At 69.8% G+C, this 18,737-nt stretch carries 19 protein-coding genes; 5 read left to right on the forward strand and 14 right to left on the reverse strand.

Annotated features, from left to right (window positions below; translation table 11 throughout):
• Positions 1-18 precede the first annotated feature (18 nt).
• From ACFO6S_RS16390 to ACFO6S_RS16410, 5 genes are all read right to left on the reverse strand, one after another.
• Entirely contained in the window at positions 19-519 is a 501-nt protein-coding gene (locus tag ACFO6S_RS16390; protein ID WP_378418770.1) for a DUF420 domain-containing protein, read from the reverse strand.
• Positions 520-812: 293 nt separating this feature from the next.
• Complete coding sequence (locus tag ACFO6S_RS16395) at positions 813-1,520, reverse strand: GAF and ANTAR domain-containing protein (protein WP_378418772.1); 708 nt, start codon at positions 1,518-1,520, stop codon at positions 813-815.
• A gap of 125 nt (positions 1,521-1,645) precedes the next feature.
• Positions 1,646-2,302, reverse strand: coding sequence for an STAS domain-containing protein (locus ACFO6S_RS16400; protein ID WP_378418774.1), 657 nt, complete (start codon positions 2,300-2,302; stop codon positions 1,646-1,648).
• A gap of 69 nt (positions 2,303-2,371) precedes the next feature.
• Complete coding sequence (locus ACFO6S_RS16405; protein WP_378418776.1) at positions 2,372-2,764, reverse strand: STAS domain-containing protein; 393 nt, start codon at positions 2,762-2,764, stop codon at positions 2,372-2,374.
• Positions 2,765-3,031: 267 nt separating this feature from the next.
• Complete coding sequence (locus ACFO6S_RS16410; RefSeq protein WP_378418778.1) at positions 3,032-4,555, reverse strand: class I adenylate-forming enzyme family protein; 1,524 nt, start codon at positions 4,553-4,555, stop codon at positions 3,032-3,034.
• A gap of 124 nt (positions 4,556-4,679) precedes the next feature.
• Here ACFO6S_RS16410 and ACFO6S_RS16415 point away from each other — a divergent pair, with 124 nt between their 5' ends.
• A complete protein-coding gene (locus ACFO6S_RS16415) occupies positions 4,680-5,300 on the forward strand; it encodes a TetR/AcrR family transcriptional regulator (protein WP_378418780.1) in 621 nt (206 codons plus the stop codon).
• 39 nt (positions 5,301-5,339) lie between these two features.
• Positions 5,340-7,004 carry an acyl-CoA dehydrogenase family protein gene (locus ACFO6S_RS16420; RefSeq protein ID WP_378418781.1) on the forward strand — a complete coding sequence of 555 codons (1,665 nt, stop codon included), beginning with the start codon at positions 5,340-5,342 and terminating at the stop codon, positions 7,002-7,004.
• A 61-nt stretch (positions 7,005-7,065) separates the two neighbouring features.
• Here ACFO6S_RS16420 and ACFO6S_RS16425 read toward each other — a convergent pair whose 3' ends face one another.
• The 8 genes from ACFO6S_RS16425 to infC form a co-directional block, all read right to left on the reverse strand.
• Positions 7,066-7,236: a hypothetical protein gene (locus ACFO6S_RS16425; RefSeq protein ID WP_378418783.1), complete on the reverse strand. Its 171-nt coding sequence runs from the start codon at positions 7,234-7,236 to the stop codon at positions 7,066-7,068.
• 51 nt (positions 7,237-7,287) lie between these two features.
• Positions 7,288-7,593 (reverse strand): hypothetical protein, encoded by a 306-nt coding sequence (locus tag ACFO6S_RS16430; protein ID WP_378418785.1) that lies wholly within the window; start codon positions 7,591-7,593, stop codon positions 7,288-7,290.
• Positions 7,594-7,753: 160 nt separating this feature from the next.
• Entirely contained in the window at positions 7,754-10,240 is a 2,487-nt protein-coding gene (pheT, locus tag ACFO6S_RS16435; RefSeq protein WP_378418787.1) for a phenylalanine--tRNA ligase subunit beta, read from the reverse strand.
• A gap of 28 nt (positions 10,241-10,268) precedes the next feature.
• Complete coding sequence (pheS, locus tag ACFO6S_RS16440; protein ID WP_378418788.1) at positions 10,269-11,339, reverse strand: phenylalanine--tRNA ligase subunit alpha; 1,071 nt, start codon at positions 11,337-11,339, stop codon at positions 10,269-10,271.
• Between the two features lie 71 nt (positions 11,340-11,410).
• Positions 11,411-12,223 (reverse strand): TrmH family RNA methyltransferase, encoded by an 813-nt coding sequence (locus ACFO6S_RS16445; protein ID WP_378418989.1) that lies wholly within the window; start codon positions 12,221-12,223, stop codon positions 11,411-11,413.
• Between the two features lie 23 nt (positions 12,224-12,246).
• Positions 12,247-12,636 (reverse strand): 50S ribosomal protein L20, encoded by a 390-nt coding sequence (rplT, locus tag ACFO6S_RS16450; RefSeq protein ID WP_378418790.1) that lies wholly within the window; start codon positions 12,634-12,636, stop codon positions 12,247-12,249.
• 67 nt (positions 12,637-12,703) lie between these two features.
• Positions 12,704-12,898: a 50S ribosomal protein L35 gene (rpmI, locus tag ACFO6S_RS16455; RefSeq protein WP_378418792.1), complete on the reverse strand. Its 195-nt coding sequence runs from the start codon at positions 12,896-12,898 to the stop codon at positions 12,704-12,706.
• A 68-nt stretch (positions 12,899-12,966) separates the two neighbouring features.
• The gene (gene infC, locus ACFO6S_RS16460) at positions 12,967-13,635 is read right to left on the reverse strand and encodes a translation initiation factor IF-3 (RefSeq protein WP_378418992.1); all 669 of its coding nucleotides are present in this window, start codon (positions 13,633-13,635) and stop codon (positions 12,967-12,969) included.
• A 337-nt stretch (positions 13,636-13,972) separates the two neighbouring features.
• On the opposite strand from infC, the gene ACFO6S_RS16465 reads away from it, so the two are divergent.
• Positions 13,973-14,317 carry a DUF1844 domain-containing protein gene (locus ACFO6S_RS16465; RefSeq protein WP_378418794.1) on the forward strand — a complete coding sequence of 115 codons (345 nt, stop codon included), beginning with the start codon at positions 13,973-13,975 and terminating at the stop codon, positions 14,315-14,317.
• Positions 14,318-14,582: 265 nt separating this feature from the next.
• Positions 14,583-14,714, forward strand: a complete 132-nt coding sequence (locus ACFO6S_RS16470; protein ID WP_378418796.1) for a hypothetical protein — start codon at positions 14,583-14,585, stop codon at positions 14,712-14,714.
• A gap of 112 nt (positions 14,715-14,826) precedes the next feature.
• On the opposite strand, the gene uvrA is transcribed toward ACFO6S_RS16470, so the two are convergent.
• Positions 14,827-17,790 (reverse strand): excinuclease ABC subunit UvrA, encoded by a 2,964-nt coding sequence (uvrA, locus tag ACFO6S_RS16475; protein ID WP_378418798.1) that lies wholly within the window; start codon positions 17,788-17,790, stop codon positions 14,827-14,829.
• Positions 17,791-17,927: 137 nt separating this feature from the next.
• Between uvrA and ACFO6S_RS16480 the strand changes: the two genes are divergently transcribed.
• A complete protein-coding gene (locus tag ACFO6S_RS16480; protein ID WP_378418800.1) occupies positions 17,928-18,617 on the forward strand; it encodes an MBL fold metallo-hydrolase in 690 nt (229 codons plus the stop codon).
• The last annotated feature ends 120 nt before the right edge of the window (positions 18,618-18,737 follow it).

The raw sequence follows: 18,737 nt of genomic DNA on the forward strand, positions 1-18,737 counted from the left end.
CAACCTTCCCTGGCCGCCTCAGCCCACGAAGGCGACCGCGTAGAACACCCAACTCGTCACGGCGGTGAGGACCATGCCGACCGCGGCCACCGGGGCCCACCGGCGATGCCACGCGGAGTGCCCACCCGGCTGCGGCGGACTGCCGAAGTTGCGCATCGCCCGGACGATCACCACCGGCCACAACAGCACCGAGAATACGGCGAACACGAGGTGGACGGCCAGGGCCGTCCACACCACGCCGGACGCCTCGCCACCGACGACGCCGGCCGCGCGCTCCTCCCAGCCGTTGAGGCGCACGTCCAACTCGAAGAGCACCACGGCCACCAGCAGGCCGAGGCCCAGCGGGATCTGCACCCGCCGATGCAGGCCGAACCGGCGCCGGACCTTCACCTGGTACACGCTCCACGCCAGGACGACGGTCACCAGAGCCATGACGAGGACCATCAGGTCCATCATCAGGGAGGCCCTCGTACCGAAGAACCCGTCGATCCCGCTGAAGTCGTCCATCACAGAGCCCATGCCTATTCGTCGTCGGATGCCCGGCAGGCACCGTCCTTCGATGCCGCCGTCGCGCGTTGCCGACGGCTTTACCGACACAGTGTCAGCAAAACCGCCACGCGGACGTTAACACCCTCCCGACGAGGAGCCGATCCGAGGTGGCACGGGCGTCAGTCGGTAGGGCCCGAGCAGGCGTTCCGAGGCCCGGCGACGGCGGAAGGCCCCGAATCTGCGGGCGTGGTCCGCACTACGGCGACGGGATACCCCGGGTCACGACGGGACGGCCACCTTCGAGGCGTTCCGCGCTCCCCGGCTCAGGCGCCGTGGTGTTGGTCGATCACCCGGCGGGCCAGTTCGGCGATCTTGACGTTCATCTGCTGCGAGGTACGCCGCAACAGGTCGAAGGCGTCGTCGTCGGAGATGCGATGCAGGGCCATCAGCAGACCGACCGCCTTGCCTATCTCCCGGTTGCTGACCAGCCCGGCACGCAGGGTGCTCACCTCACCGCCTCCGATCACCGCGGACGCGGTGACCGCGGCGAACGCCGCCAGGATCGCCGCCTGCTCGGCGGCGGTGTCGGTGAAGACCCCCGCGGTGTCGGTGAACAGATTCAGGGCACCGACCTTGCGACCGTCGACGCGCAACCGGAACCCCATCGCACCACGAACCGGGGTCGCCGCGACCACCCGAGCCGCCAACCCCGGCCACTGCGGCGCGGTGCACAGATCCGGGTCCAACTGAGCGGCCTCGTCCTCGATGGCATCGAGGCAGGGCCCTTCGCCCACGACCCGCTCGAGATCGTCGACCTGGCGGGCGATCTCGTCACTGGCCGCGACGGTGACATAGTCGCCCCCGTTTCGGATCATCACGCTGGCGTGATCACAGCCCGGCACCAGCAGGATCGCGGCGGCACAGATCGCCTCGTACACCTCGCCGTCGCTGGACGGGCGGTAGACGATCTCCGCCAACGCGGCGAACACCGCGGCAGGACTGACCGGCTCCGACACCGGGGCGTTCTCCATCGAACCCTCCTCCCACACGCGGACCAGATGCGTCGCCAAGGTGCGACGTCAAGTGTCGTTGTCACCGTAACCCTCGGGCACGTCGAGTGCCCTCGACCCGGCAGCCCATCCGACAACATCGAGGGTTACCTCCCCAATGCCGAGGGCAACGAGTCGTACCAGCGGGACGGCGGGAGCGTACCGGTGGTGGTCAGCATGAGTCTGACGTGGGGAGAACCGGTGACCAGGCGCAGATCGAGCCGGTTGCGGTCGGCCCGCCGCGTCGCGTCGGCCAGCTCGCGGGTGACCGCGATACCGACGAACGTCGTCGCCGCGAGGTCGACCACCACACCGTGGTAGCTCGTGGACAGTGCGTGGTCGAGCACCCGACGGAACTCGGGCAGGGTCGAGGACTCGAGATCACCACACACCGTCACCACCGTGGTGTGGCAGCATCCGCCGCGATCCGGTACCCGATACGACGGCCGATCGGGATGCGGTGCCGCGAGCCGTCGTTCGAGCACGGTGGCGACCGCCCCCGGACTCGACGCAGTGGACGAATTGCGGGCAAGAAGACCCCGGTAGAGGACCTCCGGGATCAGTTCCGCCCGGCCGGCACGCGTAGCAGCGAGATACAACGTGGCGCGGTCCCGGTCACGAAGCACTGTCCGACGGTCGGGGTTCTCGTCCCCCGTTCGAGCCAGCCGGCGGTCGATCTCCGCCACTACCGCGGTGAGCGCCGCCACCTTCGCGGCATCGTCGGAGTCCGGGGACCTGGTGGGAATGCTTGCGGTGTGCGTCATCGAGATCTCCGTTCCTCGTGAGCTGGGATTCGTCGGGGGCACCGGATCGGTCACTGGTTCGGGCACGAATCACGTACTCCGACTGCTGCTTCGGTCCCGCCGACGAGGACACCCCGTTCGCGAACGCTCGTGCCACACGATCGCTTCCTCGACGGTGTCGAAGACCGGCACCTGCTCGGTCAATCCGGCGACCGCGAGACCACGCCGCACACCACGCGGCGGTGCGACCACACTGATCTCGATGCCGTGCCCGTCTGCGTTCACGACCGTCAGCAACGACAGGCCACCGACACTGAGGAACGTCAACCCACGCAGGTCCACGATCACCGCCGTCTGCCCCACGTCCGGGCCACCGCGCAGCGCCGCCTCGAAGTCACACAGCGAGTTCTGGTCCAATTCGCCGGACAGCGTGAGCAACACCAGGCCCCGGCGACCGGCGTGCGGCAGTCGGCGGACACGCATACCGAAGCCAGGACGGGAGCAGGACGAAAGGAAGGCAGACACAGCTGGAACCTCCGCGGCAGGAAAGGGGAAATGCCTGCCGGGGCCTCGAACAGTCCACGACCGCCGCACAAGGGGCAGGCACGCAGGCTGTTGTCTCAACCACCTACTGTCTATCACCCGCAGCGCCCCAGGTCCAGGCTGCACGGTCGCGCTCGGGCTCCGCACCGCGTCGGCGCCCTGACTTCGTACTGGTGACAAGAAGTGAACCCGCCCCAGCTGCGGGTGTCAGCCGCCGAACACGCTCTCGCGCACCACGTGCTTGGTCAGCTTGCCGGAGGGGTTGCGCGGCAACGACTCCACCAGCACCAGCTCGCGCGGGACCTTGTAGCGGGCGAGCTTGCCCGACAGGTACTCGCGCAGTTCCCCGAGCTCGAGTTCGCACCCCGGCGCCGGCACGACGACCGCGACCACGGTCTCTCCCCACTCGCGGTGCGGTCGGCCGATCACCGCCACGTCGAGGACGTCCTCGCGCGGCCGGATCGCCTCCTCCACCTCCTGGGAGTAGACGTTCTCGCCGCCGGTGATGATGATGTCCTTGGTGCGGTCGACGATGTACAGGTAGCCGTCCTCGTCCAGCCGGGCGACGTCGCCGGTCCGGTACCAGCGGCCCTCGAACACCTCCGCGGTGGCCTCGTCGTTGTTCAGGTACCCGAGCATCCGGGTGTCCCCGCTGAGCCAGATCTCGCCGGTCTCCCCCGGCGCGGCGTCGCCGCCGTCGGGCCGAACCACTCGCAGGTCGACGCCGGGCATGCCGCCGCGCCCGATCGACCCGGCCTTCGCGATCTGCTCGTGCGGGTACAGCGCGGTGCCGGTCGGGCCCATCTCACTCATGCCGTACACCTGGTAGAAGTCCTCGGACCGGTACGCCTGCTGCAGCTGCCGGGCGACCTCCGCGCCGATCGGGGCGCCGCCGTAGGTCCACCGCCGCATGGTCGAGAAGTCGTAGGCGGACAGGTCGATGCCGGCAGCCCGGGCCGCCTGCAGCGGCGCCAGGTAGGCGATCGGGGCACCGAAGAAGGCGGTGACCTTCTCCGCGCCGATGATCTCGAGGAACGGCAGCGGCGCGTACTCGCGCATCAGCACGACCGTGCCGCCCAGGAACATGGTCGGGACGAACCAGACGTTGAGCGGGGCCGCGTGCCAGATCGGCATCGCGATCAGCACCCGCTCGTCGCGGTCCAGCCCGAGGGTGGTCGCGATGTACGGCGCGACGGTGGTGATCGAGCGATGGGTGTGCAGGCAGCCCTTGGGGGCGCTGGTGGTCCCCGACGTGTAGAGCACCTGGGCGATGTCGGTCTCGTCGAGGTCGACGCCGTCCCACTCGTCGGCGGCGTCGACGAGCGCGTCGAAGTCCCGGCCGGCCTCCGGTCCGCCCTCGGTGAACAGCCAGTCGACCTGCGGCGCACCGGCTTCGGTCACCGGCCGCAGTTCGGCCGCCGCGACACCCACCGTGGCCCCGCTGTGCCGCAACAGGTACTCGACCTCCGGCGCCGCGAGCTTGTGGTTGACCGGCACGACCGCCGCACCGGCCCGCCAGGCCCCGAACGCGGCGATCACGAATCCGGGCGTGTTGAACGTCATCACCGCGACCCGGTCGCCGCGGCCGACCCCGCGGGCCCGGAACACCTCGGCGGCGCGGCGGGAGGCGGCCAGCAGCTCCCGGTAGGTGATGCGCTCGGCCCCGTACACCACCGCTTCCTTGTCGGGGAACTTCCGGCAGGTGCTCTCGAGCATCGTCGTCAGGTTCATGAATTCTCCTTGGGACGTCCCGGTTGTCTCCGGGTCGGGGATTGCCGTGTTCACCGATTCGTTCTAGAGTCAGTTCTCGTAAGAATTGAACCATGATTCATAGCTTCGGGAAAGGTGGTGACCGATGGCGTACCGAGCGACAGACAAGACCCGCGCCGCGCAGGCGCAGCGCCGGGAGCTGCTGCTGACCACCGCCGAGAGGCTGATTGCCGACGGCGGGTTCGCGGCCGCACCGGTCAAGGTCATCGCCGACGCCTGCGGCATGAGCGTCGGGTCGGTGTACTCGCACTTCGCCGGTCACGCCGACCTGCTGGCCGCGGTGTTCCGACGCGGCGCCGACCAGGAACTGGCCGAGGTCCGCAAGGCCGTCGAGGCGTGCGAGAGCGCGACCGACCGACTGCAGGCCGTCGTCCGCACCTTCGCCTGGCGCGCCCTCCGCGGCCGCCAGATGGCCTGGTCGCTGCTGTTCGAGCCGGTCGACCCGCGGGTCGACGAGGAACGCCTGGTCTACCGCCGCTCGTACGTGGAAATGACCGCGGGGATCCTGCACGACGGCATCGCCGCCGGGGAGTTCCCCGCGCAGCACGTCGACATCGCCGCCGCCGCCCTGATCGGCGCCATCAGCGAGTCCCTCGCCGGCCGGCTGTCACCGGTGCCGACGGAGTCGTCGTCCGACGCCGACATCGTCGACGCCATCCTCGGGCTCTGCCTGCGCGCGGTCGGCGCCGAGCCGCTCGAATCCTGAACTACCCCACCCCGCCACCGAATCCCGAAGGGACGCACCATGACCAACGTCGTAGCGCAGGGACACCACACCCACGAGGTCTTCAACCAGGCGCCGCCGCGGGTGGACGTCAACGAGTACACCTCGAACATCCCGCTCGTCGAGGGCGTGCGCCGGTACGACGCGGACTGGGCGCAGTCGCACCTGACCGACGTCGGGGCGCTGGTCGGGACCGAGAGCTTCATCCACGACGCGGAACTCGCGAACACCGAGATCCCACGCCTGCACAGCCACGACAGGCACGGCAACCGCATCGACGAGGTCGAATACCACCCCGCGTACCACCGCATCATCTCGTCCGCCGTCGAGCACGGCGCGCACACCAGCGCCTGGGCCGAGCCGCGCGCGGGCGCGAACGTGGCCCGCGCCGCGACGTTCATGATGTTCGCCCAGATCGAGCCCGGACACTCCTGCCCGGTCTCGATGACCCACTCGGTGGTCCCGGCGCTGGAACTGCAGCCCGAGCTCGCGCAGGTGTGGCTGCCCCGCCTGTACGCCCGCGGCTACGACGGCGCCCTGCGCGCCCCCGGCGACAAGCCCGGCGTGCTGTTCGGCATGGCGATGACCGAGAAGCAGGGCGGCTCGGACGTGCGCGCCAACACCACCACCGCGACCCCGATCGGCGGGCGCGACTACGTGCTCAACGGGCACAAGTGGTTCTGCTCGGCGCCGATGTCCGACGGCTTCCTGATCCTGGCGCAGACGGTGCAGGACGGCGCCGAGTCGCTCTCCTGCTTCCTGGTGCCCCGGGTGCTCGAGGACGGCACCCGCAACGTCTTCCGGATCCAGCGGCTCAAGGACAAGCTCGGCAACAAGTCCAACGCCTCGTCCGAGATCGAACTCGACGGCACCGTCGGCCACCTGGTCGGCGAGCCCGGCCGCGGCGTGCGCACCATCATCGAGATGGTGGCCCGCACCCGACTGGACTGCGTGTACGGCTCCACCGCAGGCATGCGCCAGTCGGTGGCCGAGGCGCTCTGGCACGTCCGGGGCCGCGCCGCGTTCGGCGCCACGCTGATCGACCAGCCCGCGATGACCGCGGTCGCCGCGGACCTGGCGCTCGAGTCCGAGGCGGCGACCGCGACCTCGCTGCGTCTCGCCCGTGCCCACGACGACGACGCGTCGGAGTCCGAGAAGGCGTTCCGCCGGCTCGCGACGGCGGTGAGCAAGTACTGGATCTGCAAGCGCGGCCCGCACCACGCCTACGAGGCCCTCGAGTGCCTGGGCGGAAACGGCTACACCGAGGCGTTCCCGCTGGCCCGGCGCTATCGCGAGCAGCCGGTGATGGCGGTGTGGGAGGGCTCCGGCAACGTCATCGCCCTCGACGTGCTGCGCGCGATGACCCGCGAGCCCGAGTCGGTGGCCGCGTTCGACGCCGAGCTCTCGCTGGCCCGCGGCGCGTCGACGATCTTCGACGCCCACCACGACGGGATGCGGCGCTCGCTGGCGGAACTGGCCACCCTCGCCCCCGCGCAGGCTCAGCTGCGGGCGCGGTCGGTCGCCGCCTCGATGGCCCTGGGCCTGCAGGGTTCGCTGCTGCTGCGCACCGCCCCGACGGCGGTCGCCGAGGCCTTCCTCGCCGCCCGCCTCGGACCCGAGCGCGACCTCGAGTACGGCAGCCTGCCTGCCGGCACCGACTTCGCCGCGATCCTCGACCGGCACTGAGCGACAGAGACAAACCGGCCGGGCCCCAGCAGGGGCCCGGCCGTTTGTGCGAGAACTTCCGTCAGGAGGCCTTGCCGTGGCTGGCCGCCAGGTCGGTGGCGGAACCGGCCTTCGGCTTGCCCTGCCCGAAGTGGCCGTTGATCGAGAAGATGAACAGCAGCAGGCAGCCGATCACGACGACGGCAATCGTGAGGAACACGATCACGTAGGCCAGGGCGACAAGAATTTCCATCGAGAACCTCCGAGAGTTTGGACTAACCCCCAGATTACGCGGGCGGGATTGTCAGTCGTCCATCGCCTTGCGGATCTCGTCGAGCTTGTCGCGGGCGGCCCGCTGTCGGTCCTCCCACTGCTCGTCGAGAGCGCGCCCGGCGGGCGTCTGGGCGTCCAGTTCGCGGTTGCCGATCGCGCGCCCGGCGAGGGACTCGATCTTGTCCCGCACCGCGTCGAAGGTGGGAACTCCGGCGTCGGTGTAGTCCGGGCTCGGCACCGCGACCGGGACCGACGCACCGACCGTCGGATCCTCGACGATCTCGGCGTCGTGCACGGTCGGTTCCTCGGCGGCCGGGTCCCGGTGGGATTCGCTCATCACGCCTCATTCCCTCTTCGGCTGGTCCCCCAACCCTATGCGGCCACGCGCCCGCGCGCCTCGATCGAGCCACGGGCGTGGCGGACACGCAGACGGGGACGGACGGGCCCAATGGCCCGTCCGTCCCCGGTCTACAGACTTTCGCGCCGTCGCGCGCCGCTCAGGAGCGCAGCTGCGCACCCACCGCCGCGGACGCCGCCGCGACCGCCGCGTCGCGCACGGCACTCGCCTCGTCCTCGGTGAGTGTGCGGTCGGCGGCCCGGACCCGCAGCGCGAACGCGAGCGACTTGCGTCCCGCCCCAACCTGCTCGCCCTCGAACACGTCGAAGAGCCTGATGCCCTCGAGCAGCTCACCGGCGCCGGCCCGCAGCGCGGACTCCACCGCGGCCGCGGGCACCGTGGCGTCGACCACCACGGCGACGTCCTGCAGGACCGCCGGGAAGGGCGAGACCCGCGGCGCAGGCAGCGACTCGGAGATCGGCAAGGCCGTGAGGTTCAGCTCGACGGCGCAGGTGCGCGGGGGCAGCCCGGCGCGCTCGAGCACGGCGGGGTGCAGCTCGCCGGCGTGCCCGACGACCACGCCGTCGACCAGCAGCTCGGCGCACCGACCGGGATGCCACGGCAGGTACTGGGCGGCCCGCCGCTCGAGCACCACACCGGCCGCGTCGGCAATGGTCTGCGCGGCCGCGAAGGCATCGGTGGCGTCGGCCGGCCGGCCCGGGCCCCAGGGCCCGCTCGGGTCCCGCTGACCGGTCAGCACCGTGGCCACGTGGACCGGCTGCGCGGGCAGCGATGCGAGCAGGTTCGCGATCTCGTCGTCGGTCGGACGACGGTCCACCGGCAGCGCGGCGACCGGCTTGGTGTCCGGTCCGGGCTGGACGACCTGCGCGATCCCGAACAGCGCCAAATCGCGCTGACCACGAGAAGTGTTGCGGGCCAAGACCTCCAACAGTGCAGGCAGCAGCGTGGTGGCCAGCTCGGGCCGATCCGACTCGAGCGGGTTGAGCACCCGGCTGGTGTGCCGGCGCGGGTCGTCGGCGTCCAGGCCCCAGGCGTCGAAGACCCCGGTCGGCAGGAAGACCGTCGGCAGCACCTCGGCGTAGCCGTCGAACGCGAGCGCCTTGCCCACGGCACGACGACGACGCTGCTCGGCGGTCAGGCCGCGACCGGCGGGGGCGGCGGGCAGCACGGAGGGAATCTGCTCGAGGCCCTCGAGCCGCAGTACCTCCTCGACCAGGTCCGCGGGACCGGTCAGGTCCGGACGCCAGGACGGCGGGCTGACCACGAGCTGGGCGTGGCCGGCCTCGCTGGCGCCGACCTCGACGGTGCATCCCACCTGGGTGAGTCGACGCGTCGCGGTCCCGTTCGGGTACGCGACACCGGCCACCCGATCCGGCAGGTCGACGTCCATCACGATCGGATCCGTCGCGGCCACGCCGCCGACGTCGGTCAGCACCGGCTCGACCACGCCGCCCGCGATCTCGGCGAGCAGTCCGGCGGCCCGGTCCAGGACGGCGGCCGACAGGGCCGGGTCCACCACCCGCTCGTAACGCTTGCTGGCCTCGCTGATCAGCTTGTGCCTGCGGGAGGTCTTGAACACCGCGAGCGGGCTCCAGATCGCGGCCTCGAGCAGCACCTCGGTGGTCTCCGTGCCGACCTCCGTGCTGGCGCCGCCCATGACACCGGCCAGCGAGATCGCCCCGGTGTCGTCGCAGATCACCACGTCCTCGGCGTCGAGGGTGCGTTCCACGCCGTCCAGCGTGGTCAGCTTCTCGCCCGCAGCCGCCCGGCGGACCAGCAGCGCGCCGTCGACCTTCGCGGCGTCGAAGGCGTGCAACGGGTGGCCGAGTTCGAGCATCACGTAGTTGGTGACGTCCACGGCGGGCGAGATCGGCCGCACCCCGGACAGCAGCAGTCGACGCTGCATCCACCACGGGGTGACCGCGGCCGGGTTCACCCCGGTCACGCGGCGCAACGCGAATCGCGTGCAGCCGGACTCCGGCTGCACCGTCAACGGCCACGCCGCGCCCGTCGCCCCGTGCGGCACCTGCACCGCCGGGTCGGCGAAGTCGAGGTCGAATCCGCACGCCAGCTCGCGGGTCAGGCCGCGCAGCGAGAAGCAGTAGCCACGGTCCGGGGTGATGTTCAGCTCGATGATCGTGTCACCGAGGCCGAGCAACTCGTTGGCGTCGGTGCCGGGCTCCGCGGTCCCGGGCTCGAGCACCAGGATGCCGGAGTGGTCCTTTCCGATGCCCAGCTCGGCGACCGAGCAGATCATGCCGTCGGAGACCTGGCCGTAGGTCTTGCGGGCGGCGATCTTGAAGTCGCCGGGCAGCACCGCGCCGGGCAGTGCCGCGACGATCAGGTCACCCTCGGCGAAGTTGCGGGCGCCGCAGACGATGCCGCGGGGCTCGGCCTCCCCCACGTCGACCTGGCACATCCGGATCGGCTTCTTGAACTCGGTGAGTTCGGTGATCGAGACGACCCGACCGACCACCAGCGGCCCGGGCACCTTGTGCAGGACGTCGACCTCCTCGACCTCGAGGCCGACACGGACGAATCCGGCGTCCAGTTCCTCGGCGCTCACCTCCCAGCCGGGGGTCGCCCGCTGCAGGATCTCGGTCAGCCACGATTGCGCTACTCGCACGTCTACTCAGCTCTCTCGTTCTCGTCGATCAGGCCTGGACACCGAAGGGCAGCGTGAAGCGCACGTCGCCCTCGACGATGTCCCGCATGTCGGGGATGCCGTTGCGGAACTGCAGGGTGCGCTCGAGCCCCATACCGAAGGCGAAGCCCGAGTACACGTCGGGGTCGATTCCGCTGGCGCGCAGCACCTTCGGGTTGACCATTCCGCAGCCGCCCCACTCGACCCAGCCGGCGCCACCCTTCTTGCCGGGGAACCAGACGTCCACCTCGGCGGACGGCTCGGTGAACGGGAAGTAGTTGGGGCGCATCCGGGTCCGGGTGTCCGGGCCGAACAGCGCACGGGCGAAGGCGTCGAGGGTGCCGCGCAGGTTCGCCATGGTCAGGCCCTTGTCCACCGCCAGGCCCTCCACCTGGGAGAAGACCGGGGTGTGGGTGGAGTCGAGCTCGTCGGTCCGGAAGGTCCGGCCCGGGCACACGACGTAGATCGGCACCTCACGCGAGAGCATCGTCCGCACCTGGACCGGCGAGGTGTGAGTGCGCAGCACCTGCCGCGAACCCTCCGGTGCGATGTGGAAGGTGTCCTGCATGGTGCGGGCCGGGTGGTCCGGCAGGAAGTTCAACGCGTCGAAGTTGAAGTGCTCGGTCTCGACCTCCGGGCCGTTGGCGACCTCCCAGCCCATCGCCACGAACACGTCCTCGACCTGCTCGGAGATGATGGTGATCGGGTGGCGGGCGCCGACCGTGCGGCGGCCGGCCGGCAGCGTCACGTCGATCGCCTCGGCGACCAGCACCGCCGCGTCACGCTCGGCCAGCAGCACCTCGCGACGGGCGTCGTACGCGGCGGTGGCCCGGGTCCGGGCGGCGTTGACGCGCTTGCCCGCCTCGGCCTTCTCCTTGCCCGGCAGCGACCCGAGCGCCCGGCGCACCAGCGAGAGCGGCGCCTTGTCGCCGAGGTGGTCGATCTTGGCCTGGGCCAGCGCGTCGAGGTCCGCGGCGGCGGCGAACCCCTGCTCGGCCTGCGTCGCCGACGCGTCGAGCGACGCCTCGGTCAGGATCTCGGCGTCGATGGTCGCTGGACTGTCGGCCTCGTTCATAGCCACGGCTGGTGGGTCTCCTCGTCGATGGTCAGTGCGTCGTCGATGGGTCGAACGCGTCGCGGATTGCCACAATCCTAGGTGGCGGGTCCGATGGTGCGATGCTGCACCCGGGCGCTCGCGTACAGGCAGATCGCCGCGGCGGTCGCCAGGTTCAGGCTCTCGGCTCGACCGCGGATGGGGATCCGGACGCGGTGGTCGGCCCGTGCCGCGATCGCCGGGTCCAGGCCGTGCGCCTCGTTGCCGAACAGCCAGGCCGTCGGACGCGCCAGCAGCTCGTCCGCGGCGTCGAGGTCGACCTCGCCGTCGGCCGCTGTCGCCAGGATCTGCACGCCTGCCGCCGTGACCGCGTCGAGCACCCGCTCGACGTCACGCTCGCGGGCGATCGGCAGGTGGAACACGCTGCCCGCGGACGAGCGCACACACTTGCCGTTGTGCGGGTCCACGCTGTCGCCGGCCAGGATCGCCGCGTCCGCGCCGACCGCGTCCGCGACCCGGATCACGGTGCCGGCGTTGCCCGGCTCCGAGACCGCGACCGGCACGGCCAGCAGCCGCGGGTTCGGTCCGAGTGCGACCTCCAGCGGCACGTCGAGCAGCCCGCAGACCGCGACCAGCCCGGGCGGGGTGACGGTGTCGCTGAGCGCGCGGGCGGCACGCTCGGTGATCGGCGAGGTGCGGACACCAGCGGCCGCCGCGGCGGCCAACAGGTCGCCGTACCGGGTCGCCGCGTCCTCGGTGACGAACAGCTCCAGCGCCCGACCCGTCGCCAGCGCCTCGGCCACCGAGTTGGAGCCCTCCGCGAGGAACCTGCCGGTCTTCCTGCGCTCGGCACCCCGCAGCAGCTTGACAGCAGAAACGACCCGTGGGGTCCGTTCGGAGAACGGGTCCACGGGTCGTTCCTGGAACAACTTGCTCAGGCTGCTTCCCCGGCAGGCGCGTTCACGTCGGCCGGCAGTGCGGCCTTCGCGACGGCAACCAGGCCGGCAAACGCCTCGGCGTCGGAGACGGCCAGCTCGGCGAGGATCTTGCGGTCGACCTCGACCTCGGCCAGACGCAGGCCCTGGATCAGGCGGTTGTACGTGATGTCGTTGAGACGCGCCGCAGCGTTGATACGCGTGATCCACAGACGACGGAAGTCACCCTTGCGCTGCCGACGGTCGCGGTATGCGTAGGTGAGCGAGTGGAGCTGCTGCTCCTTGGCCTTGCGGTAGAGCCGCGAGCGCTGTCCCCGGTAGCCGCTGGAGGCTTCGAGGATTGAACGGCGCTTCTTCTGGGCGTTGACTGCCCTCTTTACGCGTGCCACTGGGAAATCCTGTCGATCTCGGGGTGCGCCGGGCACCCCTGGTTGGTCAAATAGTGCAGGTCAACGATCAGATGCCGAGAAGGCGCTTGATGCGGGGAACGTCCGCCTTGTTGACGACGGCGACACCGTCGAGGCGACGGGTGACCCGGCTGGACTTGTGCTCGAGCAGGTGGCGGCGACCGGCCTTCTGGCGCATGATCTTGCCGCTGCCGGAGACCTTGAATCGCTTCGAGGCGCCGCTGTGGGTCTTCATCTTGGGCATGGAGTCCTCAGTTCTGTGTTCTTCGTGTGCTGCGTACGGTCGTACTGATCGGGTGAGCCGTGGCTCGACTAGCTCGCCTCGGGCGCGCTGCCCGTGGCAGGCGCCTCGGGAGCGGGCGCAGCCGGAGCGGCCGGCGTGGGCTCGGCCAGCGGCGGAGCCGAGGCGGACCTCGGAACCACGACGGCCGGTGCCTGCGCGGTCTCCTGCGCCTTGACTCGGGTCTTCGCGCCCTTGTGGGGGGCGAGGACCATCGTCATGTTGCGGCCGTCCTGCTTGGCCGAGGTCTCGATGAAGCCGAGATCCGCGACATCGGCGCCCAGGCGCTGCAGGAGACGGAAGCCCAGCTCGGGACGCGACTGCTCGCGACCGCGGAACATGATCGTGACCTTCACCTTGGAGCCGGCCTCGAGGAAGCGAACAACGTTGCGCTTCTTGGTCTCGTAGTCGTGGGCGTCGATCTTGGGGCGGAGCTTCTGCTCCTTGATCACGGTCAGCTGCTGGTTCTTGCGCGACTCACGCGCCTTCTGTGCGTTCTCGTACTTGAACTTGCCGTAGTCCATGATCTTGCACACCGGCGGGCGGGCGTCGGGCGCCACCTCGACCAGGTCGAGATCGGCTTCGAGCGCCAAGCGGAGTGCATCTTCAACACGCACGATCCCGACCTGCTCACCGCCAGGTCCGACGAGACGGACCTCGGGTACGCGGATGCGATCGTTGATGCGGGTCTCAGTGCTGATGGGGCCTCCTAGGTAGAGCGGCAGGTCGTCGTGACCGCCGGCAGCCCGTTGCCCGCTTACCCCAACAAAAGAACCCCGCGACGGTGGTTGCACCATGCGGGGTCCGATGTCGACCGGTACGATGTCGCCGCGATCACCTCGCTGCCACACCCCCTCATCAAAGAGAGAGCCGGACCGTTGCGGGCATTCCTGCACAAGTGCAAGGACACCGTCGCTACAGACCGGCGACCGGGACCGTCTACCAGCGGTTTTGAGGCGCCGAAGAACGGTGGGAGTCGGACTCCACTTGCTGCCCCCAACATCGTCGGGGGCGGTCGTGTATGGAAGTCTAGCAGTCATGACAGAGGATGCCCAAGCGGGCGACGTTCGTGACCTCGCCGACGTGCCGGCGGTCGAGGTAATCAGCCGCGCCGCGGTGATGTTGATGAGTTCGGCAGCCGAGAAGCTCGGCCTCGGCTCCCCCAACCCCGACGAGAGCGATCATCTCGACCTGGACGAGGCCCGCCGGGTGATTACCGCCCTCGCCGGCCTGGTCACCGCGTCGGTTGAGTACCTGGGGCCGCACGCCGGCCCGATTCGCGAGGGGCTCCAGGCCCTGCAGCGCGCCTTCCGAGAGGCGTCGTTGCACCCGGACGAGCCGGGCAAGGGCCCGGGCGAGAAGTTCACCGGCCCGGTCAACTGACCGAGCGGACCGTCCCGTGACTCACATCACCGAAGTGTGTGTGAATCGATTTCACAATTCCGGACACCCGAACTGGTCGCTCGTGTAGACAAGGTCCGGGATGCGGTGGGTGACACCACGCTCACCGCTTACGGGGGTCACACTTTCCGTCACGATCCGAGGCTGGTCAGCCAGGCTGGGACGAGGCGAACGATCCAGCTTCCCGCCGGTCCGAAGTCCGACTCGGTCCGGAACGTTCGACGACACTCGACACAAGGAGATCATCATGCCTAACTCCGGCGACATCGACAGCTTCTTCGGCGCCCTCGCCAACATCGTCAACTCCCTGATCGGCGGCGGCTCCTCCGACCTGGGCCTCGGCGGCGGCGGCACCGTCACCCCGACCCCCGAGGTCTGAGAACGACTGAGCTTTTCTCCAGCTCGGCGAGGGCCGGGCCGCATTCGCGGCCCGGCCCTCGTTCTGCATTCACCACGCTGCTCGCCCGTCCCTACGGACGGGCGAGCGCACCTCAGCCCAGCGCGGCGGCCTTCCGCTTCACACCCTTGGCCGTGGCCGCCCCCGCTGCCTTCGGCTTGGCTGCTTTCGCCTTGACCGCCTTCGGCTTGGCAGCGGCCTGAGACTGGGTCAGCACGTCCCGGAGGAACTTGCCGGTGTAGCTCTCCGGCACCGCGGCGATCTGCTCCGGCGCGCCCTGCGCGACCACCGTGCCGCCACCCGAGCCGCCCTCGGGCCCCATGTCGATCACCCAGTCCGAGGTCTTGATGACGTCCAGGTTGTGTTCGATGACGATCACGGTGTTGCCCTTGTCCACCAGACCGTTCACCACGCCGAGCAGCTTGCGGATGTCCTCGAAGTGCAGGCCGGTCGTCGGCTCGTCCAGGACGTAGACGGTGCGGCCGGTGGACCGCTTCTGCAGCTCCGCGGCCAGCTTGACGCGCTGGGCCTCACCGCCCGAGAGGGTGGGTGCCGGCTGCCCCAGCCGGACGTAGCCCAGACCCACCTCCACCAGCGTCTTGAGGTAGCGGTGAATCGAGGTGATGGCCTCGAAGAAGTCCGCGGCCTCCTCGATCGGCATGTCCAGCACCTCGGCGATGGTCTTGCCCTTGTAGTGCACCTCGAGCGTCTCCCGGTTGTACCGGGCGCCGTGGCACACCTCGCACGGCACGTACACGTCGGGCAGGAAGTTCATCTCGATCTTGAGGGTGCCGTCGCCGGAACACGCCTCGCACCGGCCGCCCTTGACGTTGAACGAGAAGCGGCCCGGCTGGTAGCCGCGTACCTTCGCCTCGGTGGTCGCCGCGAACAACGTGCGGATCTTGTCGAACACCCCGGTGTAGGTGGCCGCGTTGGACCGCGGGGTGCGGCCGATCGGCGACTGGTCCACCTGCACAAGCTTGTCCAGCTGGTCGAGCCCGTTGATCCGGGTGTGCCTGCCCGGCACCTGCCGCGCGCCGTTGAGCTTGTTCGCCATCACCGTCGCGAGGATGTCGTTCACCAGCGTCGACTTGCCGGACCCGGACACACCGGTGACGGCGGTCAGCACGCCCAGCGGGAAGCTCACGTCGATGCCGGCGAGGTTGTTCTCCTTGGCGCCGACGACCGTGACCTGCCGCTTCCTGTCGACCGGCCGACGGACCTCCGGCACGGGAATCGACGAGCGGCCGGACAGGTACGCGCCGGTCAGGGACTCCTCGCAGGTCAGCAGCTCCTGATAGGGACCGCTGTGCACCACCCTGCCGCCGTGCTCGCCTGCCAGCGGACCGATGTCGACCACCCAGTCGGAGGTACGGATGGTGTCCTCGTCGTGCTCGACGACGATCAGCGTGTTGCCGAGGTCGCGCAGCCGGGTCAGCGTCTCGATCAGGCGCCGGTTGTCGCGCTGGTGCAGCCCGATCGACGGCTCGTCCAACACGTACAGCACGCCGACCAGGCCGGAGCCGATCTGGGTGGCGAGCCGGATCCGCTGCGCCTCGCCGCCGGACAGGGTGCCCGCCGCGCGCGAGAGCGAGAGGTACTCGAGCCCCACGTCGAGCAGGAACCCGAGCCGGGCCTGGACCTCCTTGAGCACCTGACCGGCGATGGCCTCCTCGCGGCTGCCCAGGGTGAGACCGTTGAGGAAGTCGGCGCAGTCGGCGATGGACAGCTCGGCCACGTCGGCGATCGACTTCTTTCCCGCGGCACCCGCGATCGTCACCGACAGGATCTCGGGGCGCAGCCGGGCGCCGTTGCAGGCCGGACACGGCACGTCCCGCATGTACCCGTCGTAGCGCTCCTTCATCTGCTCCGACTCGGTCTGGTCGAGTCGGCGGTGCAGGAAGGGCATCACGCCCTCGAACTCGGCGTAGTAGGACCGGGTCCGTCCGTACCGGTTCTTGTACTTGACGTGCACCTGCTCGGTGCTGCCCTCCAGTACCGCCTTGCGCACCTTCGCCGGCAGCTCGTTCCAGGGCGTCGCCATGTCGAAGCCCATGATGTCGGCCAGTCCGGAGAGCAGCCGGCCGAAGTACTCGGAGGTCTGCCCCATCGACCAGGGCGCGATGGCGCCGTCCGCGAGGCTCAGCTCGGGATCGGGCACCACGAGGTCCGCGTCGACCTCCTTGCGGATGCCGAGCCCCGTGCACTCCGGGCAGGCGCCGTACGGCGAGTTGAACGAGAACGCCCGTGGTTCGAGATCGTCGACCGACAGGGCGTGACCGTTCGGGCAGGCCAGCGACTCGGAGAACCGTCGCTCCCGGTCGGGAGCGGACTCATCCCGGTCCACGAAGTCGAGGACCACGATGCCGTCCGCGAGCCGCAGTGCGGTCTCCACCGAGTCGGTCAGACGCTGCTTGGAGCTGGCCTTGACGGTGAGGCGGTCGATCACCACCTCGATGTCGTGCTTCTCCTGCTTCTTCAGCGTGGGCGGGTCGGTGAGCTGGTGGACCACCCCGTCCACCCGCACGCGCGCGTAGCCCTGGGTGTTGAGCTGGTCGAACAGGTCCACGAACTCGCCCTTGCGGGTGCGCACCACCGGGGCGAGCACCTGGAAGCGGGTGCCCTCCTCCATCGCGAGGACCTGGTCGACGATCTGCTGCGGGCTCTGCTTGGCGATCTGCTCCCCGCAGACCGGGCAGTGCGGCGTGCCGGCGCGGGCGTAGAGCAGTCGCAGGTAGTCGTAGACCTCGGTGATGGTGCCGACGGTCGAACGCGGGTTGCGGTTGGTCGACTTCTGGTCGATCGACACCGCGGGCGAGAGCCCCTCGATGAAGTCGACGTCGGGCTTGTCCATCTGCCCGAGGAACTGACGTGCGTAGGCCGAGAGCGACTCGACGTAGCGACGTTGTCCCTCGGCGAAGATCGTGTCGAAGGCGAGCGAGGACTTACCGGAGCCGGAGAGCCCGGTGAAGACGATGAGACTGTCCCGCGGCAGGTCGATGTCGATACCACGCAGGTTGTGCTCACGCGCTCCGCGCACGATCAGGCGGTCCGCCACTGAATGTCCCTTCTCGACTGGTGTCGGGGCAACAGTCCCCGGATGGTGCACATGCTATGTCGGGGCACCGACACATTTGTTCGACCCGATCGCGTCCAACCCGCCACGGGCACCCATTCGACGGTAGCGTCCCGGGCATGGACGGGCAGCAACTGACAATCGACGACAACTACACCGGCGAGCTGACGCAGGGCTCCGCCCCGCAACGCCGCACCCTCGCCGGCGCCACCATCACCAAGATCTCCGTCGGACCGATGGACAACAACGCCTACCTGGTGGTGTGCACCCAGACCGGGGAGTCCCTGCTCATCGACGCGGCGAACGAGGCCGACCGGCTGGCGCAACTGCTCGAGGCCGGCGCGCCGTCGCTGGCCTCGATCGTCACCACCCACCAGCACCCCGACCACTGGCTCGCGCTGGCGGAGGTGGTCAAGCTCACCGGAGTTCCGACCATCGCGCACCCGCTCGACGCCGAGAAGCTGCCAGTCACCCCGGACCGCACGGTCACCGACGGCGACCTGGTCGAGGTCGGACACCTCACCCTCGAGGTCATCCACCTCAGCGGTCACACCCCCGGGTCCATCGCGCTGGCCCTGACCGATCCCGCGTCCGGGGAGGCGCACCTGTTCACCGGCGACTCTCTCTTCCCCGGCGGCGTGGGCAAGACCGCCGACCCGGAGAAGTTCAGTTCGCTGCTCCGCGACGTGACCACCAAGCTGTTCGAGCGCTTCCCCGACGACACCCACGTCTACCCGGGCCACGGCAAGGACACCACGCTCGGCGCCGAGCGTCCGTTCCTCGCGGAGTGGCAGGAGCGCGGCTGGTGACAGTTACCCCAGTCCAACCGACTGGGGTTACGCACCGCCACACAGGCTTGGCATAGTCGCCAGGCACCCGACACACCTGCTCGCTGCACTCGATCACGGCAACGGAGTGCACTGCACTGT

This window comes from Rhodococcus kronopolitis (assembly GCF_042654025.1).
In the GTDB taxonomy this organism is placed as follows: Bacteria; Actinomycetota; Actinomycetes; order Mycobacteriales; family Mycobacteriaceae; genus Rhodococcus_G; species Rhodococcus_G kronopolitis.

Bases quoted from the DNA above. Each gene is read 5' to 3' on its own strand.
- ACFO6S_RS16390 (WP_378418770.1), bottom strand. From the start codon at position 519: ATGGGCTCTGTGATGGACGACTTCAGCGGGATCGACGGGTTCTTCGGT.
- ACFO6S_RS16395 (WP_378418772.1), bottom strand. From the start codon at position 1,520: ATGGAGAACGCCCCGGTGTCGGAGCCGGTCAGTCCTGCCGCGGTGTTC.
- ACFO6S_RS16400 (WP_378418774.1), bottom strand. From the start codon at position 2,302: ATGACGCACACCGCAAGCATTCCCACCAGGTCCCCGGACTCCGACGAT.
- ACFO6S_RS16405 (WP_378418776.1), bottom strand. From the start codon at position 2,764: ATGCGTGTCCGCCGACTGCCGCACGCCGGTCGCCGGGGCCTGGTGTTG.
- ACFO6S_RS16410 (WP_378418778.1), bottom strand. From the start codon at position 4,555: ATGAACCTGACGACGATGCTCGAGAGCACCTGCCGGAAGTTCCCCGAC.
- ACFO6S_RS16415 (WP_378418780.1), top strand. From the start codon at position 4,680: ATGGCGTACCGAGCGACAGACAAGACCCGCGCCGCGCAGGCGCAGCGC.
- ACFO6S_RS16420 (WP_378418781.1), top strand. From the start codon at position 5,340: ATGACCAACGTCGTAGCGCAGGGACACCACACCCACGAGGTCTTCAAC.
- ACFO6S_RS16425 (WP_378418783.1), bottom strand. From the start codon at position 7,236: ATGGAAATTCTTGTCGCCCTGGCCTACGTGATCGTGTTCCTCACGATT.
- ACFO6S_RS16430 (WP_378418785.1), bottom strand. From the start codon at position 7,593: ATGAGCGAATCCCACCGGGACCCGGCCGCCGAGGAACCGACCGTGCAC.
- rpmI (WP_378418792.1), bottom strand. From the start codon at position 12,898: ATGCCCAAGATGAAGACCCACAGCGGCGCCTCGAAGCGATTCAAGGTC.
- ACFO6S_RS16465 (WP_378418794.1), top strand. From the start codon at position 13,973: ATGACAGAGGATGCCCAAGCGGGCGACGTTCGTGACCTCGCCGACGTG.
- ACFO6S_RS16470 (WP_378418796.1), top strand. From the start codon at position 14,583: ATGCCTAACTCCGGCGACATCGACAGCTTCTTCGGCGCCCTCGCCAAC.
- ACFO6S_RS16480 (WP_378418800.1), top strand. From the start codon at position 17,928: ATGGACGGGCAGCAACTGACAATCGACGACAACTACACCGGCGAGCTG.